The 15088-nt window shown below is 64.5% G+C and carries 10 protein-coding genes and 1 tRNA gene; 4 read left to right on the forward strand and 7 right to left on the reverse strand.

All coding sequences use genetic code 11. From position 1 onward, the window contains the following. Positions 1–67 precede the first annotated feature (67 nt). Positions 68–328 carry a hypothetical protein gene (locus tag ACZ5B4_RS15385; protein WP_464912120.1) on the reverse strand — a complete coding sequence of 87 codons (261 nt, stop codon included), beginning with the start codon at positions 326–328 and terminating at the stop codon, positions 68–70. Between ACZ5B4_RS15385 and ACZ5B4_RS15390 the strand changes: the two genes are divergently transcribed. The 4 genes from ACZ5B4_RS15390 to ACZ5B4_RS15405 all read left to right on the forward strand — a co-directional run bounded on the left by ACZ5B4_RS15390 (position 327) and on the right by ACZ5B4_RS15405 (position 5813). Continuing rightward, on the forward strand, positions 327–1763 hold the full coding sequence (locus tag ACZ5B4_RS15390; RefSeq protein WP_464912121.1) for a radical SAM protein: 1437 nt from the start codon (positions 327–329) through the stop codon (positions 1761–1763). The genes ACZ5B4_RS15385 and ACZ5B4_RS15390 overlap by 2 nt on opposite strands. Continuing rightward, on the forward strand, positions 1760–3331 hold the full coding sequence (locus ACZ5B4_RS15395; protein WP_464912122.1) for a lipopolysaccharide biosynthesis protein: 1572 nt from the start codon (positions 1760–1762) through the stop codon (positions 3329–3331). Before ACZ5B4_RS15390 ends, ACZ5B4_RS15395 begins: the two co-directional genes overlap by 4 nt. A gap of 214 nt (positions 3332–3545) precedes the next feature. Continuing rightward, on the forward strand, positions 3546–4559 hold the full coding sequence (locus ACZ5B4_RS15400) for a hypothetical protein (protein ID WP_464912123.1): 1014 nt from the start codon (positions 3546–3548) through the stop codon (positions 4557–4559). Positions 4560–4877: 318 nt separating this feature from the next. Beyond that, the gene (locus tag ACZ5B4_RS15405; RefSeq protein WP_464912124.1) at positions 4878–5813 is read left to right on the forward strand and encodes a ThuA domain-containing protein; all 936 of its coding nucleotides are present in this window, start codon (positions 4878–4880) and stop codon (positions 5811–5813) included. 133 nt (positions 5814–5946) lie between these two features. On the opposite strand, the gene ACZ5B4_RS15410 is transcribed toward ACZ5B4_RS15405, so the two are convergent. From ACZ5B4_RS15410 to ACZ5B4_RS15435, 6 genes are all read right to left on the reverse strand, one after another. Beyond that, positions 5947–8469, reverse strand: coding sequence for a DUF6288 domain-containing protein (locus ACZ5B4_RS15410; RefSeq protein WP_464912125.1), 2523 nt, complete (start codon positions 8467–8469; stop codon positions 5947–5949). A gap of 111 nt (positions 8470–8580) precedes the next feature. Next, positions 8581–9309, reverse strand: a complete 729-nt coding sequence (locus tag ACZ5B4_RS15415; RefSeq protein ID WP_464912126.1) for a hypothetical protein — start codon at positions 9307–9309, stop codon at positions 8581–8583. Positions 9310–9462: 153 nt separating this feature from the next. Continuing rightward, positions 9463–10527, reverse strand: a complete 1065-nt coding sequence (locus tag ACZ5B4_RS15420; protein ID WP_464912127.1) for an aldo/keto reductase — start codon at positions 10525–10527, stop codon at positions 9463–9465. 639 nt (positions 10528–11166) lie between these two features. Beyond that, positions 11167–11239 (reverse strand) — tRNA-Ala (locus tag ACZ5B4_RS15425). A gap of 272 nt (positions 11240–11511) precedes the next feature. Continuing rightward, complete coding sequence (locus tag ACZ5B4_RS15430) at positions 11512–13176, reverse strand: fucose isomerase (RefSeq protein WP_464912128.1); 1665 nt, start codon at positions 13174–13176, stop codon at positions 11512–11514. Between the two features lie 253 nt (positions 13177–13429). Then, positions 13430–15049: an Rne/Rng family ribonuclease gene (locus ACZ5B4_RS15435; RefSeq protein ID WP_464912129.1), complete on the reverse strand. Its 1620-nt coding sequence runs from the start codon at positions 15047–15049 to the stop codon at positions 13430–13432. Positions 15050–15088 lie beyond the last annotated feature (39 nt).

Here is a 15088-nt window from a genome sequence, read left to right on the forward strand (position 1 = left end):
ACTCGCCCTCGCAAGGACGTTGCCGCGATCGGTGGTACGATGGACCGACTTCTTGTGCCCCATGAAGTTAACGCGCCCGGCGGAGCGCCGCAAGCGGCCAACGAGGGCAAACATCCATCGCGGCCGCTGCATGCGCCTCCGACGTGATCGCATGATTCTCGGGCATGATCACACGAGCCTCGGGCGTAAGCCCGAGGTGAAGGCGGCGGCAAGACATCTCCGAATCGCCGCACATCGTGTAAAATGGAATATCGAAGTCGAATACCTCATACCACGAACGCTTGCCTTTCCGACCGATCTCCTTGCGGTCGGTCGAACGCCGAAACATGTCGCTTTCCCTGACCGATTCCCCCGCCTTCTCTTGGACGTTTCTGGAATCGTACCTCCGCCGGTACGACGCTCATGCCGCGCGCCACTTGGAGCTTTTGGGCGAGGTCCGCGATCGGCTGGAGTCGTCGGCTGCCGGCGGTGCCGCTGCGGGGCCTTTTTCCTTGGGCGAAAAGGGCGGCGGGGCGGCCGTGCGCCTGCCATCGCGGGAGGGAGACGCGGCCGATCGGTTGGAACGGCTCCGCTATCAACTCCTGAATGAACGCGCGGCGGCGTTGGGTGAGGAGGACTTGCGGGCGGCGGATGAGCTGGATCGCATCTACGCTGCGCTGGTGGGCCGCCGGACGCCGGACGGACGCCGTGCCCGGCGCCTGCTGTGGAACCCCGACTTCGCCCGAGACGCCGTCGAGCGCTTGGAGCGGTGTTTGGATCCGGCGCTGCCGTTGGAGGAGTTGACGGAATCGGCACGGCGGTGCACGGACGAGCATTTCGCCCCGGCATCGGGCGACATGGCAAACAAGCCGGCACGGCATCGCGTCCTGCTCTATGCTCCGTTGTATCTCTCCAGCCATTGCGTCAATCGTTGCGTGTATTGCCACTTCAAGTTCGATAACCCCATGCCGCGGATCCACTTGTCGCCTCGGCAAGCCGTGGAGGAGGCCGAGTACCTCGCCGCCCAGGGAATGCGGCATATTCTGCTGGTGGCGGGCGACTACCCTCGGTTGACCGCCGTCGATTACTACGTATCCGTGGTGGAGGCGTTGCGGCGGCGATTCGCCGGGCAATGGGCGGTGGAGATCGCCGCCCAATCGACCGCGGGTTATGCCCGATTGGCGGCGGCGGGCGTGCTGGGCGTCACCCTCTATCAAGAGACGTACGATTTCCATCGTTACGTCGTGCTCCATCCCCGCGGGCCGAAGACTCACTTCGACTGGCGGTTGGAGGCCTTGGAGCGCGCGGCGGAGGGCGGCATCCGCAGGCTGGGGCTGGGCATCTTGCTGGGGCTGGCGCCGGCCGCCGAGGACGCCCGCGCGCTAGTCCGTCACGCCCTGTACTTGCGGCGGCGGTTTCCCCGCTGTACGTTGGCCGTCAGTCTGCCCCGGCTGCATCGTCCGCCGGAGGGTTTCCCCGTTCCCCATCCCGTGGATGACGAGACGTTCATTCGATTGTATTGCGGGCTGCGCCATGCGCTGCCCGATGTCGAGTTGGTCCTTTCCACGCGGGAAACGGCGGCTTTGCGCGAGTTTCTGGCCGGCGTGTGCGTCACGCAGCTATCGGCGGGAAGCAGTACGGCGCCGGGGGGCTACGGCGATCGCGCGGCGGGGCGGACGGCGGTCGGCGGTGAGCAGTTCCCCGTCAGCGACGAGCGGTCCATCGAGCAGGTGGCCCAAGCCCTGCGGCGGCAGGACCTCGCCGTGGTTTGGGAAGTCGCGTGAGGGGTGGTGGAACGGCGGGACTACCGGGAACCGGATTCCAGGCGAGCGGAGACGGCGGGAGGACGGCATTGCAGCCCGAGCTTTCCAGCGATGCCATCCGGCAGGCCGTGCGACGCGGCGGCTCGGCCGTCGTCCTCGCCCAACTCGCCTCGCAGTTCCTCTCGCTGATCTTTCTCGGCGTGCTCTTGCGGCAATTGGGGCTGATCCCGTACGGCTGGATGGGCATGGCGGCACCGCTCTTGGTGCTGGTCCGCATCCTCATTCACTCCGGTCTGGATGTCGCCGCGATCCAACAGGGGCGTTTGGACGACCGCCAAATTTCCGCACTATTCTGGGTCAACCAGATCTTGGGCGTGCTGGGCGCCTTGACGGTGGCGGCCGCCGCCCCGCTGATGGTGCGGCTGTACGGCGAACCGGAGTTATTCGGGCTGACGATCGCGCTGGCCGGCACGATGCCCGCAACCACCCTGGGAGCGCAACACCAAGCCTTGTTGCAACGACACTTGCGGTTGGGGACGTTATCAGTCATCCGCCTGATCGCTCAAGCGGTCTCCGGCATCGCGGCAACGGCGGCCGCCTTGGCGGGCTGGGGCGTTTGGGCCTTGGTCGTGCAACAGTACGCCGAGCTGCTCCTGACATCGATCCTGGCGTGGTGGGTCATGCCCTGGCGGCCCCATTGGGTCTTGCGCAATACCGGCAGCCGCGGCTTGCTTTTCTTCGGAGGCCATTATGCCCTCAGTAATCTGCTCTTTTTCGTCCTTGCCAACTTGGACAAGGTTTTGATCGGGGCGTGGCTGGGACCGGCGGCCTTGGCCGTCTATAGCCAGGCCTTCAATCTGGCGCAGAAGCCGGTGGGTTTGGTGGCGGCCCCGTTGATTACGGTGATGCTGCCCACGCTCTCTCGCAGCCGTTTTCGGCCGGAGGAGTACCGCCGTTGGTTCGCGGCATTTCTCCGCTTTCTGGCCTGGCTGATGTTGCCCTGCGGCGTCGGTTTGGCCGTCGTCGCTCCGGAGACGATGCTGGTGCTGGGCGGCGAACAATGGGCGTCGGCCGGGCCGATCCTCCGCGTCTTCGCCTTCATGATTCCCTTCCAAGCCTGCTTCAACGTATTGGGCGGCGTCTTCTCGTCGGTGGGTCGGGCGGACCGCATGGCGATGGGCAGCTTCGCAACGGCCGCCGTCTCCGCCGTCGTCTTCGCCGCCGCCATCGCCTTGGTTCAAGGGCATCCCCAGGCCGCATTTCTCTTCGCCGCGGTCTATGTCGTGATGTTCTGCCTTGTGTTGTTTCCTCCGTACCTGGGCTGGGCCTTGCGGACGGCCGGCCTGGAATGGACCTCGGTGCTGCTGCCCGTCGCCGATGTCCTGCCGTCCACGCTGGGAATGGCCGGGGCCGTGCTGGCCGTCCATGCGGCAGGGACCCGGCTATGGCCCGCCTCGCCCTGGATCTTGCTGCCGGTCGAGGTGCTGATCGGCCTAGCGGTCTACCTGTTCCTCAGCCGCCGTCAGCTCCGCTACTATCTCCGCGAGGGATTCCGCGGCTTTCTTCGTGAGGGCGAGGGGGCGCGTTAGCGCCGACCGCGGCCGGTGTCTTCCGGCTCGATCTCGCCCCGCCGTGCTCTCGGTCGAAAAATCTGATTGTGGATTCGGCAATGCCAATATATAATGCGGCGCGGGTGACGGGGGCGGCTTCGGCCCGATTCTCCCGCCGTGACCGGCCGAGGAGGACGTCGCCGTAGGTTTCAGAACGGTTCCCTTGCCTTCCCCAGATCGAAGGAGTTTGCGTATGGCTGAAAGAGCGGATCGCAGGCGGTTCTTGGGTACGGCGGCTGCCGGGGCTATGGCGTCCGGTGCCGTGATGGGACTGGAGGAGCGCATCCTGCTGGCCGCCGTGCAAGACGGAAAGGCCGATCGGCCGCAAACGCCGGCCGATCCCGCGTCGATGCCGTACGGGCAGGTGGGCGACGTCCGCGTCAGTCGGCTCATGATCGGCGGCAACCTCATCGGCGGTTGGGCGCACAGCCGCGACCTGATGTACGTCTCCCGGCTCTTCAAGGCCTACAACACCGACGAAAAGGTCTTCGAGACCCTGGCCTTGGCCGAGCAGCACGGCATCAACACCATCCAAAACGACCCCGCCTGCATGGACTTGGTGTATCGCTATAACAAGGAGCGGGGCGGCAAGATGCAGTCGCTGGTCTGCATCCACCCCGAACCGGACGAAGGCAAGGTCCGCAACGAGATCGCGCACCTCATCGACCGCGGCGCCACCCTGCTGTACACCCACGGCGAGATGACCGACCGACTGACCATGGCCGGCCGCGTCGATGTCTTGGCCAAGTGCATGGAGCTGATTAAAGAGGCGGGCGTACCGGCCGGCATCGGCAGCCACTCCCTCGAAACCCCCAAGGCTTGCGAGAAGGAGAACGTCGGCGCGCAGTTCTACGTCAAGACCTTCCACACCGATCAATATTGGTCGGCCTCGCCGGAAGACAAACGGCAGGAGTGGTGCTGGTATCTGCCCCGCACGGGCGAACCCGGCTCGTACTTCGACAACATGTGGTGCATCAATCCCACGGAAACCTCCGAGTTTTTCAAGAGCGTCAACAAGCCGTGGTTCGCCTTCAAGGTCTTGGCGGCCGGGGCCTTGCACCCCCGCGTGGCCTTCCCGTACGTGCTCCGCAACGGCGCCGACTTCGTGATCGTGGGCATGTTCGACTTCCAGATCGCCGAGAACGTCGCCATGTTCAAGGAGACGTTCGCCAAGATCGGAAATCGAGAACGCGCCTGGCAGGCGTGAGATTGTGCCCGGTTTAAGGCCCGCAACGTCCATCCGGCGCCGGACCGCGCCGGCGGGGGCGGTATTGCGAAGCTCGCACGGGCTTGGATGCAGGCGCGACCGCGAGCGGGAAACGTCAAACCGAGGCGAACGAATCGAGGCCGTACGGCGTTCGCATCCGAATTGTTCCCGCGCGTGACGGCTCGCGTGCGATGATTGCGACCGCGCCGCGGCGAGGAACTCCGTCCCGGTAAGCGATTGCAAGTGCGGAGGCCGCCGCGCGACGGCGATTGCGTAGATCCCTCGTGATTCTCACAGGTTTTTTCGGGAGGCTCGAACATGCAACGACGGGATGCTCTCAAGCTCGTTTCCGGTTCGTTTTTGGCCTTGGCGGCGGGACGCATGCCCCGGCTCCACGCCGAAGAAGAGCGCAAGAAAAAGGTGCTCTTCTTCACGCGCAACGTCGGTTACTATCACGAGATCGTTCGGCGCAAGGAAGGCGAGGAACTGAGCTTCGGCGAGCGGCGCTTGGTGGAGATCGGAGAAGAGATGGGCGTCGAGGTGGTCTGCACCAAGGACGGTCGCGTCTTCGACCAAGACCTTTCTCAATACGACGCCTTCGCCTTCTATTGCAACAACGACCTGACGCAGCCGAACGAGGCCGGCGAACCGCCCATGACGCCCGAGGGCAAGGCACGGCTGCTGGCCGCCGTCGAGGACGGTAAGGGGTTTCTCGGTTTCCACTCCACGTGTGCCTGCTGGCGAACGCCGGGTGAAGCCTACGTCAACGTTCCTCCCGAAAAGCTCGATCCCTTCCTGCGGATGCTGGGCGGTGAATTCATCGTTCACGGACCGCAACAGGAGGCCTCGCTGACGATCACTTCGCACCGCCTGCCTCCCATCGCCTCGTTGGGGCTGGCCGAGGGCATCGCCTTCTTCGACGAATGGTACTGCATGAAGAACTTCAACCACGACATGCACGTCATCCTCGTGCAAGAGACGCAGTTCCTTCGGGGCGATTGCTACCGCCGGCCGCCCTTCCCCTCCACTTGGGCGCGGCGGCAAGGCAAGGGCAACGTCTTCTTCACCTCCTTGGGCCACACCGAAGATGTGTGGACCAGCCCGTTCTTCGCGGCCTTCGTCACCGCCGGCATCAACTGGGCGGTCAAGAACGCCGATCCCGACTTGCCCGCCAACTTCGAAAAGGTCACCCCACGGGCCGACATCCTGCTGGACAAATTGGCCCCATCGGCCGAGAAAGAGCGAGCCGCTTAGAACGGTGCGAGGCTCCGACCCGCCGCTTGCGCCTCCGGCTGACGCCGGACGCCGGCGCTCGTAATACCCGAGCGTTCGCACCGCCGCCGATTCCCGCCGACGGCTGGCCCCGCGGCCGTCACTCCCCGTGCGGCTAAGATGACGTACCGGCCGTGCCGTCGCGCGCCGCGCCGGGAAGCCTTCGCAGCTCCGGTTGCGAGGTCGCGGTCTCGATGGCCTCGATCGCGGCCTTGACGGCGTTCACTCTGCGATCGTTGAGTTCGCCTCGCGGGAACTCGCCCTTCTCGCACTGTTCATGGAACTGATCGATCAGCGCTCGCAAATCGGGGATGATGGGTCGGGCGGCGGTCCCGTAGCAAACCAACTCCTTCATGATCTCCCCGGTTCGGTTCTCGCTTCCGTGGCCGCTCTGGGTCCGTGCGAAGACGACTCCGGCCTCCAGTCCCTCTCGGAAGAAATACTTCGTCAAGGCCCTGAATCCGCCCATTCGGATCTCATTGGCGAACATCGTGTCGGCCGGACTCATGGTCTTGACGGCGGCCAGGAGGTCGGGGCCCAAAGCCTTGACGTCTTCCAAGGTCAAGCGGTTCTCGAAGAAGTCGCGGAGCGTCGCCCGCGCCATGCCGTCGGCATTGTTGGCAACGACTCGAACGGCCGGATAGACCAGATCGCGGTCCAGATCGGAAAGCGACCGCGCCAGGGGGCCGCGGAACAGCGCGGCCGCCAATTGGCCGTGCGTCAACTGGATGGGGTCCTCCCAGGGGATCGGTTCCGGAGGTTCGGCGGTCCGCACCACCGCTTGGAGCATTTGTTGGACGACGGGCCGTGCCTCTCCGCCCATGTTCTTCAAAGCGCTCGCCGCCTTGAATCGCAACCAACGATCTTCGTGGGAAAGCAGGCGAATGAATACGGGAAGCGCCTCGGAACGTTTCATGCGGCCGAGCGCCTCGCACGCGCCCTGCGCGACGCGGACATCGGGACCTTCCGCCAAGGCCATGAGCCGGGAGACGAGGGACTCGGCCTCCGGGCGGGCGGCCAACTCCTCCGCGGCCCACCCGCGGACGATCGGCGACCAGTCCCCCAGCGCCGCCGCCAACTGCTCGACGTTCATGGTCTTGCGGGCGAGGTCGAAGTCTCCCGACGCAATCGCCTCGGCGACGTCGCGGTCGGCAAGCCGATGCGCCGGATCGGCGGCCTTGCCGGTGATGTAGAGCTGCCGGAGCGGCAGCGCATAGGTCAGCACGTAGCAGGCGGTCGGATTGAGGCCGTAGTAGCTGCTCCTGCCGTAGTAGGTGTCGTCGTCCGTTTTGCCGGGTCCGAACTGTTCGCCGCCGTCGTAGGTGAACGAGCCGTCGCAGCGACGCACCAGGTCGAAGTGCCAGGAGGCTTCCCGAAAAAAGGCCGCGGCGGCGGCCGGCCCGCCGACATTCGCCCCCAAGGCTCCCCAAAGGTAGCTGAAGCCCTGGCCCGTGTGCCCGTATTCCCGATTCTTGTACGAGGCGGTGACCATCTTGGCGAAATACCGAGTTTGGTCCGGGCAATTCCCCTGGAGGGCGAAATACACGGCCGCCATCGCATTCTTGCCGTTGTTTTCGTGAAAGGGCCACGGCTCATGTTCACCGTAGGGGATCGCCCCTTTGTCAACGAAGTAGCTGAAGAAGCGGGAACCGCGTTCGATGGCCGCATCCACGGCCGGATCGGTCACGCCGCATTTCTTCCCCAAAACGATGGCCAGATTGGCCGGCAGTCCCACGGCGTTTACCGGACCGTAGGGAGGGACCGACCGAGGTCGGCCGTCGGGACCCGGCGGGACCAACCGGTGCCCGAACGTGCCATAGAGGCTTTGGCCCCGCGCCAGGGCCAGGGTATAGGCCTCGATCGCGGGCAGGACCTCCCGATCGCCCGTCAAGAGATGGTATTCGCATAGGAACACCGTGCGGTAGGCGAAGTCCCAGGTCTCGAGGCTCCTTCCCGCCGGCAACCGAAACGGCGACGGCGCCATTTTTCGGGCCAGTTCTCGTACGCGGGGCAAGTACTCGGGTTTGCCGGTCGCCATCAGCGCCAGGCCGTTGATCGCCCCCCAAATGTCCGTCTGAAGCAGTTCTTTTTCCAGGACCTTGCAAGCATCCTCGAGAATCAGCCTTGATTTCAGACAATCGTAGGGGGCCGTGGGGGCATATCGACCCATCACACGCAGTCGGAGCTGCACTTCCGCCACGTTGCCGGCGCGCCATCGCGTCACGGTCAGGATGCCGCGATTCTCGGCCTTCTCCGCCTCCTGGATTGCCAGGGCGATGCTCTTGCGAGCGTCGTCGGTAAACGGTTTGCCGCCGACGCCGAGAATGACGTCGTTGACTTCGATCACGCCGTCGGCGGGAGATCCTCGGCCCACGTGCGTGACCAGAATCTGTCGCGCCGCCGCCGTCGTGCGTCCCTGCGCGCCGTCCAAGTTGTCGGCTGCTTTCGTGTAGATCCACCCCCGCAGCCCCGTGGGGCCGAGATTGTAGGTCAACTCGCGGCCGATCGTTTCGATGACGCGTTTCTGCGTCAAATCCGGCGGCGTCGGCGCCTCGCGCGCAAGCACGCATTCGACCGTCGCCGCTCCGCACGCCAGGACGATCGTCCCGACAAAACAGGCCGTGAACAACGCTTTCATGAGGGCCATCCGTCCTTCCGTCAAGCTCGTGGGGAATACTTGGGGGGCCGGCCGCTTCGGCCTGGGACGCTTCGCGCTACCGACCGCGACGTCGCTCCCGCCGCCTGCCGCCTATTTGAAATTGCCTTCGCCCGTGATGATGGCGTGCTTGCCGTGGCAGTCGGTACAGGGAGAATCGACCGATACGTAGCGCCCGTTCTCGCGCCGTCGGCTGAGATGTTCTTTGCGGTAGGCTTCGACCTTGTCGGGGTGTTGGTGTTGCAGGTGGCACTGTCGACAGAACGGTTCGATTTCAGCCCTTCCCCAAATCACATCCGGTCGTGTGATGTTGAACTCGTCGCTGCGGTGACTCAAGGAGTCGCCGTGGCAGGCCATGCAGGTAATTCCGGCTTCCAGATGGACCCGGGCGATCAACTCCTCCTCGAAGTCGATGTGGCAGACCATGCACGAGGAATTGTCGCTCTCCTGCCCGGAATCGAAGAGCAAAGGCCGGTCACGATTGTACCTGGGATTCCGGACGAGGATCATTTCTCCGCCGCCGGATTCCTCGGCCGACTCGGCGGGGTCGGCCTCCGCTGCGGGAGCGGCGTCTTCCGCCGTTGGCATCGTTGACGGAGGCGACGGCTTGTCGGGTTTCTCGGCTTCCGGAGCCGGGGCGACCGGCGCATTTTGCCCGACGCTGCCCGACGCGGCGTCGGACGACTCCTTCGATTCCGCCGCGCCCGATGTCAACGCGCGGACGGACCACCCCAGCACGGCCAACGTCAGTGCGACCAGGGCCGAAACGAGGAAAAACTTAGGTTCCCGCATGGCGACGATACTCCCCAAGATTGCGAGCATGATACGGAAATCTTCCGCGCACCGGATGCGCCGCATCGCGGAAGGATTTTCGATCGGAGCGCCGATCGGCGCGGCGGCGGCCCATCGCTGCGGCAAGGACGCCGGAAAGCGGGGCTTTCCGCGACGGGAATCCATCTCAGTCGAGCATGGGCCTCAGACCCATTGCCATTGACGGAGCCATTGGTAATCCTTGGGCAGGTTGTCCCACATCTCGCCGGCGATTTGTTCCAGCTCGGTCTGCTCGTGCTCGGCGAGATCCTGTTCCTTCCGCTCGAGGACCGACGCGGCGGCATTCTTGACCTGATCCAAGGTAATGAGGCCGGGAATAGCGGCGGTCAATTGCGGGCAACTGAGGACATAGCGCAACACGAGCCTCGCCCGGCGGTCGTCCTCTTCCTTCGTCGCGGAATCGGGTTGGCCGCGAGACTTGAACACCGCGCCGCCGGCGAAAGGCTTGATCCCGATGAAGCCCACGTCGTATTTCTGGAAGGCGTCGAACATACTTCCCTGGGGGGCGCGCTTGCTGCCCGCCGTATAAGGCGTGACGATCACCTCCAATTGCGGATACCGGGCGACGGCTTCGGCGATCCAGTTACGATCGTGGCTGGAAACGCCGGTGAAGCGTGCTCGCCCCGTCTTCTTCGCCCAATCGAGGGCTTCCATGGCGATTTCGATTTCCTCGGGCGTGTTGCGGCGGCTGGTCTGTTCGTGCATCGTGATCCGCCAGAGATCGACGTATTCCAGGCCGCCGGCCTTCAGCCCCATGTCGAGGCTTTCCTTCATCTTGTCCAGGGACCCGCCCCAGTCGGGAAAGCGGCTCTCGTGCCCGCCGAAGGAATAACCGAAATAGATATCCTCGCGGCGTCCCCGGATCGCCTCGCCGTAGGCGATGACCTCGTGATCCCAGCAGGCGTCGATATAGTTGATCCCGTGGTCGAGTGCGGCGAAAAGGACCTCCCGACGGTTCTTCTTGAACTCCTCCGTCCCGAAGTCGTAGGGAATCCGTTTCCAATGCCCGCCCATGCTGACGGCCGAAATCCAAAGGTTCGTCCGTCCCAGCCGACGATACTCCATGTTCGGGTTGTAGCTACGGGTCTTGGTGGGATCGCCCGTGTCGGGTGCGGCCGTCGCCACACCGGACGAACCCGCCGCAACCGCAGCGGCTGCGGCTGCCGTTCCGTGTACGAATTCTCGCCGGTTGAGATTGGCATCGATCATGACATCGCCTCCTCGCACGCTTCGACAGAAATGGGACGTCTCCGGCCTGGAGCCGGGGCGACGAAACGGGCCGCAAAGCGCCTACGGGGTCGGGAACGACGAGCGCGACCTTGCCCTGCGCCGGGTCACGCTCAATTAGAACTACCAAGCCGATGGTTCGCAAGCGGATTTTCGGCTGTCGGCAGCGACCAGTAGGAACGACCCCTTTCGGAAGCCGCGAGTATCGTTCCATCGTGCTGCCGCAGTTGTTCTAGGCCCTTGCTCTCCGCGTTGCTCAACGTATCGAGGTCGGTCGCGACCATGCGGTCCAGTCGTGAAACGGGCCGGACCCGGCGATTTCCCCTCGCAATGCCCGGCGTTCGAGTTGGGCAACAATTGCGGCGCACGCACTCCGGCATGACGCGGACGTGAGGGACGGCGACTTCGAGGCGGTGGCGGAATCGGCGCACGCGACGAGACATGCCGTTCGCATCAAAACCGCACAGGGGCGTGAAATCGTACCCGGGCGGGGCACAAAACGCGCTTAGACCATTCCGGCAGGCAACGGGCGGCTAGAGAAGGCGAAACCGAAAAGCCTTACAGATCGCGAAGTCATGCAGCGCGTTGCTTTCCCCCAATCCCCGCTGCATCACAAATCAATGGAGGATAGGGGATTCGAACCCCTGACCTCTTGAATGCCATTCAAGCGCTCTCCCAACTGAGCTAATCCCCCGTTCGGCATCATGTTCTTGCAGTCGGCCGGTGGGCACCGAACAGCATTCGCCCCCAAGGGGACACACTACTATCTCGGTCGCCGCGGCTATCCGCAAAACAGATGACGACTACGCTTCACTTTATCAGTCCCCGGGCGAGTCGTCAACTCCGGCGACCGGGACTTCCGCCGGCCGCTATTACGCGGAAGCATCCCGATGCGGGCGGAGCGGTGCCGGGAAAACGTCGTCGCGACTGGAGGCTGCCGACTCGCGCCGTGGAAGGCCGTGCCGGTCAACCCCAGGGCTTACCGTCCTTTCGGGTACCGCACAGGAAGACCCGCATGCCCATCGCATCGGCCAAGGCGGCCTTGGCCAAGGCCGCGGCATCCGCCGCGCGGGCGTCGTCCGCGTAGGCGACCTGAATATGGTTGGCCTTGTGCTTGGCCATGAAGCCGTCGCGATCCACGCCGTAGGTGACGGCATGCATGATGGGCCATTGGGGCGTGGTTTCGTTCCAGCGGCGTTGGGTCTCCTCGGCGGGCAGTTCGACCACCCCGCCGCGACCGATGTCCATGCAAAGCCGGCCGTCATCCACGTAGATGCGGGACCAGACGATCTCTCCCGGTTTGGAGACGCCCTTGAGCGTCCCCCCGCCCAAGCGGAAATACATGGCCGGCTGGCGTTCGCTGGATGCGCCGGCCCAGCCGCCGATGAAATGGGCGGGCGGCGCCGATCCGCTGATGAGGAACACCCAAACGTAGTCGGGCACCGTGCCCGAGCGATCCACATCGCCCCAGCGGACGTCGTGCAGGGTGTTTTCGACCGGTTGTCCCAGGGCCTTGTGGACGCGATACGTCATCAGGCCGTCCAAGCCCGCACACTCATCCACCTCGTTGAAATGCGGCAACGGCTCGCCTTGGTACAGAATCCGCTCGCCGCGTCGATCCTTGACGGGCGGGCGATCCGCGTTGTTCAGCATTCCCTCGACCAGGTCGCTGGCGGGCAAGAGGTCTTTCAAGCCCTGCTGGTATTGAATCCCCACGGCGTGGCAGCCGAAGTCGTCCGCGATGCGCAGGGCCGCGATGTACATCTTGCACTGCGTCAGGATCTGATCCTCGGTAAGGTCCGTCTCGGGGTTGGGTCCGGTGACGAATTTCATGCCGCGATCGAGCAGCCAGCGATAGACCTCGCGGGCCTCGTCGTCCCCGACCTGCGTGGTCTCGTAATAGAGAGCGGATTGGCTGAGGCGTTCCTTGTAAACGCCCAAGGGCATCAAAAGCTCGTCCGGGAGGATGGCGTTGTACATGCCCATGCACCCCTCGTCGAAGACGCCCAGGATGGCTTTCTTGACGCGGAATTCCTCGGCCAGGGCCTCTCCCAGTCGCCGCAGGGCGCCGGGGATCTTGACCTTTTTCAGCGGAACGGCGTGGCGAAGAGAGTGCCGTACGCGGCCGTCCTCCAGCCAGCCGGCCAATCGTTTGCGGAATTGCGGCAGGGAGAAGTCCTCGCTCCACAGCGTGCTGTAGGGCTTCCCGGCCTTGGTCAGGCAGGCGTTGAGGTTGAGCATGCCCACCAGTCCCGGCCATTGACCCGACCAATTGGCAACGGTGAGGATCGGGCCTTGGTGCGAGAGCAACCCGGCCAGCACATGGTGAGAGTATTGCCAGACGGCTTCCGCCACCATCAGTTTGGCTTGGGGGTCGATTCCCGCGAAGACCTCCATGCCCTCGCGTTGGGAGCTGATGAAGCCGTGTTTTTCGTCGGGCTTGTAGGGGTGGGCGCGGACCAGTTCGTAACCCGCCTCGCGCACCGCCTCGCCCAAGGCCTCTTCCATGGCGTGTTGAGCAGGCCAACAGACCTGGTTCGCGGAGAGTCTCAAGTCGCCGCTGGCCACCAGGAAGACCTGCTTTTTCTTGGCCTTGACGGGTTTGGGAATGGTCGGCATCCGAATGTCCATGGAATCGACTCCTGCTCTTGCCGTGAGACGCCCGCGCGCGGCTCCCCGCCGCGACTCTCGCGGCAACCGTGAAGCCTTTAGGGTTACCGTGGTTGTGGAGACCGACCTGCCCGCCGCGATCCGGACCGGGTCGGCCGGGTTTCCATCGCCGCGCCGCCATCATCTTACCGCCGCCGCGGAAGGGGCGACAACGCCCCCCGACCTCCGCGGGCCGGCGCGACGGCGCGTCCGACGCCTGCTCGAGGGAACTCCATCAGTTCGATGTGGAAAGCAGCCGGCCGTCGGCGTCGCGGCACTCGATGACGAGGTGTTCCGGCGAAACGTGTTCCGCTCCCACCACGCGAATCGAGACCTGATGCTGATTTTCCAAGTCGGACAAGGCGCGGCGTTTCTTGTTGTTCAGATGCTCGGCGACCTCATCCGCCACGGTGACGTTGATCGTCGCGGCGCGGGGTACCAGGCAGGCCAGAATCAACTGCCGCATGACGTCGATGGCCATGGTGTCCACGGTCTTGACCAGTCCGGCGCCGCGGCACAACGGGCAATCTCGGAAAAGAGTGCGCTTGAGGCTGGGGCGAATCCGCTGCCGCGTCATCTCGATCAGGCCGAAGGGGCTGGTGCGGACGATTTTGGTGCGGGCCCGATCGCGCTGCACCGCCTCGCGCAGCGCCCGCTCCACGGCCCGGCGGTGCTTCTCCTTCCGCATGTCGATGAAGTCGTTGACGATCACGCCGCCCAAATCGCGGAGGCGAATCTGCCGCGCGATCTCCTTGGCCGCGATGAGATTGATCTGGTAGGCCGTCTCCTCCGCCGAGTCCTCGGCGCGGAAGTTGCCGCTGTTTACGTCGATGGCCACCAGGGCCTCCGTCTGGTCGATGACGATGGATCCGCCCGGCTTGAGCGGCACCTGCCGCTGGTGGATCATCGTGATCTCGCTTTCCAAGCCGAACTTGTGGAACAGCGGCTCCTTGCCGTCGTACAGTTGCAGGCGATTGACGTAACGCGGCATCACCATCTCGAGGAATTCCTTGGCCTTTTCGTAGGTCTTAGGCTCGTCGATCACGATGGTGCCGACCTCGGCGCTGAAGATATCGCGGATGGTCCGGGTGATGATGTCGCTCTCTTCGTAGATATCCACGGGCGCCCCGAGCTTGCGGATGCGGCGGACGAGCACCTTCCACAACCGCATCAGGTAGGCCAGGTCGCGCGACAGGTCCTTTCGCGTGCGGTCGGCGCCCGCCGTGCGGACGATGAACCCCAGCCCCTTGGGCACGTTCAGTTCCCGCATGATGTCGCGCAACCGCCGCCGGACCGATTCGTCCTCGATCTTGCGGGAGATGCCGACGCGTCCCAAGGCGGGCATGAGGACGAGGTAGCGGCCGGGAATGCTGATGTAGGTGGAAAGCGTCGGCCCCTTGCTGCCGATCCCCTCCTTGATGACTTGGACGATGACCTCGTCGCCGCGTTTGAAGATGCTTTGGATGGGCGGTTTGAAACGGGGGCGATTCCCCGGGCGGAAGGGCCGCGCGCGGTGATTGCGGGGGCGTTCCTCGCCCGGCTCGCTCACGCCGTTCAAGACCCCCGACGCCGGAGCCGGCATCTCGCCCAGCTCATCGGGGTCGTAGCCCGCCTGGCGGAAGTACTGCGGCTCCACATCGCTGACGTGCAGGAACCCGTTCCGTCCTACGCCGAAATCGACGAAGGCGGCCTGAATGCTGGGCTCCAAATTGACGATCACGCCCTTGTAGATGTTGCCGACATATTGTTCCTGGTCGGCCCTTTCGATGTACAACTCTTGCAGGACGCCGTCCTCGACGATGGCGATGCGGCACTCTTCAGGCTGGGCCGCGTTGATCAGCATCTCCTGTTTCATCTTTCTCGCCTTCCAAATCGGCTCCGGAGGCGAGTGCGT

Source organism: Thermogutta hypogea, from assembly GCF_055386265.1.

Excerpts from the sequence above, each read along its gene's own strand:
- ACZ5B4_RS15400 (WP_464912123.1), top strand. The coding sequence starts at position 3,546 with ATGGCTGAAAGAGCGGATCGCAGGCGGTTCTTGGGTACGGCGGCTGCC.
- ACZ5B4_RS15415 (WP_464912126.1), bottom strand. The coding sequence starts at position 9,309 with ATGCTCGCAATCTTGGGGAGTATCGTCGCCATGCGGGAACCTAAGTTT.
- ACZ5B4_RS15435 (WP_464912129.1), bottom strand. The coding sequence starts at position 15,049 with ATGAAACAGGAGATGCTGATCAACGCGGCCCAGCCTGAAGAGTGCCGC.
- ACZ5B4_RS15390 (WP_464912121.1), top strand. The coding sequence starts at position 327 with ATGTCGCTTTCCCTGACCGATTCCCCCGCCTTCTCTTGGACGTTTCTG.
- ACZ5B4_RS15430 (WP_464912128.1), bottom strand. The coding sequence starts at position 13,176 with ATGGACATTCGGATGCCGACCATTCCCAAACCCGTCAAGGCCAAGAAA.
- ACZ5B4_RS15410 (WP_464912125.1), bottom strand. The coding sequence starts at position 8,469 with ATGAAAGCGTTGTTCACGGCCTGTTTTGTCGGGACGATCGTCCTGGCG.
- ACZ5B4_RS15405 (WP_464912124.1), top strand. The coding sequence starts at position 4,878 with ATGCAACGACGGGATGCTCTCAAGCTCGTTTCCGGTTCGTTTTTGGCC.
- ACZ5B4_RS15385 (WP_464912120.1), bottom strand. The coding sequence starts at position 328 with ATGTTTCGGCGTTCGACCGACCGCAAGGAGATCGGTCGGAAAGGCAAG.
- ACZ5B4_RS15420 (WP_464912127.1), bottom strand. The coding sequence starts at position 10,527 with ATGATCGATGCCAATCTCAACCGGCGAGAATTCGTACACGGAACGGCA.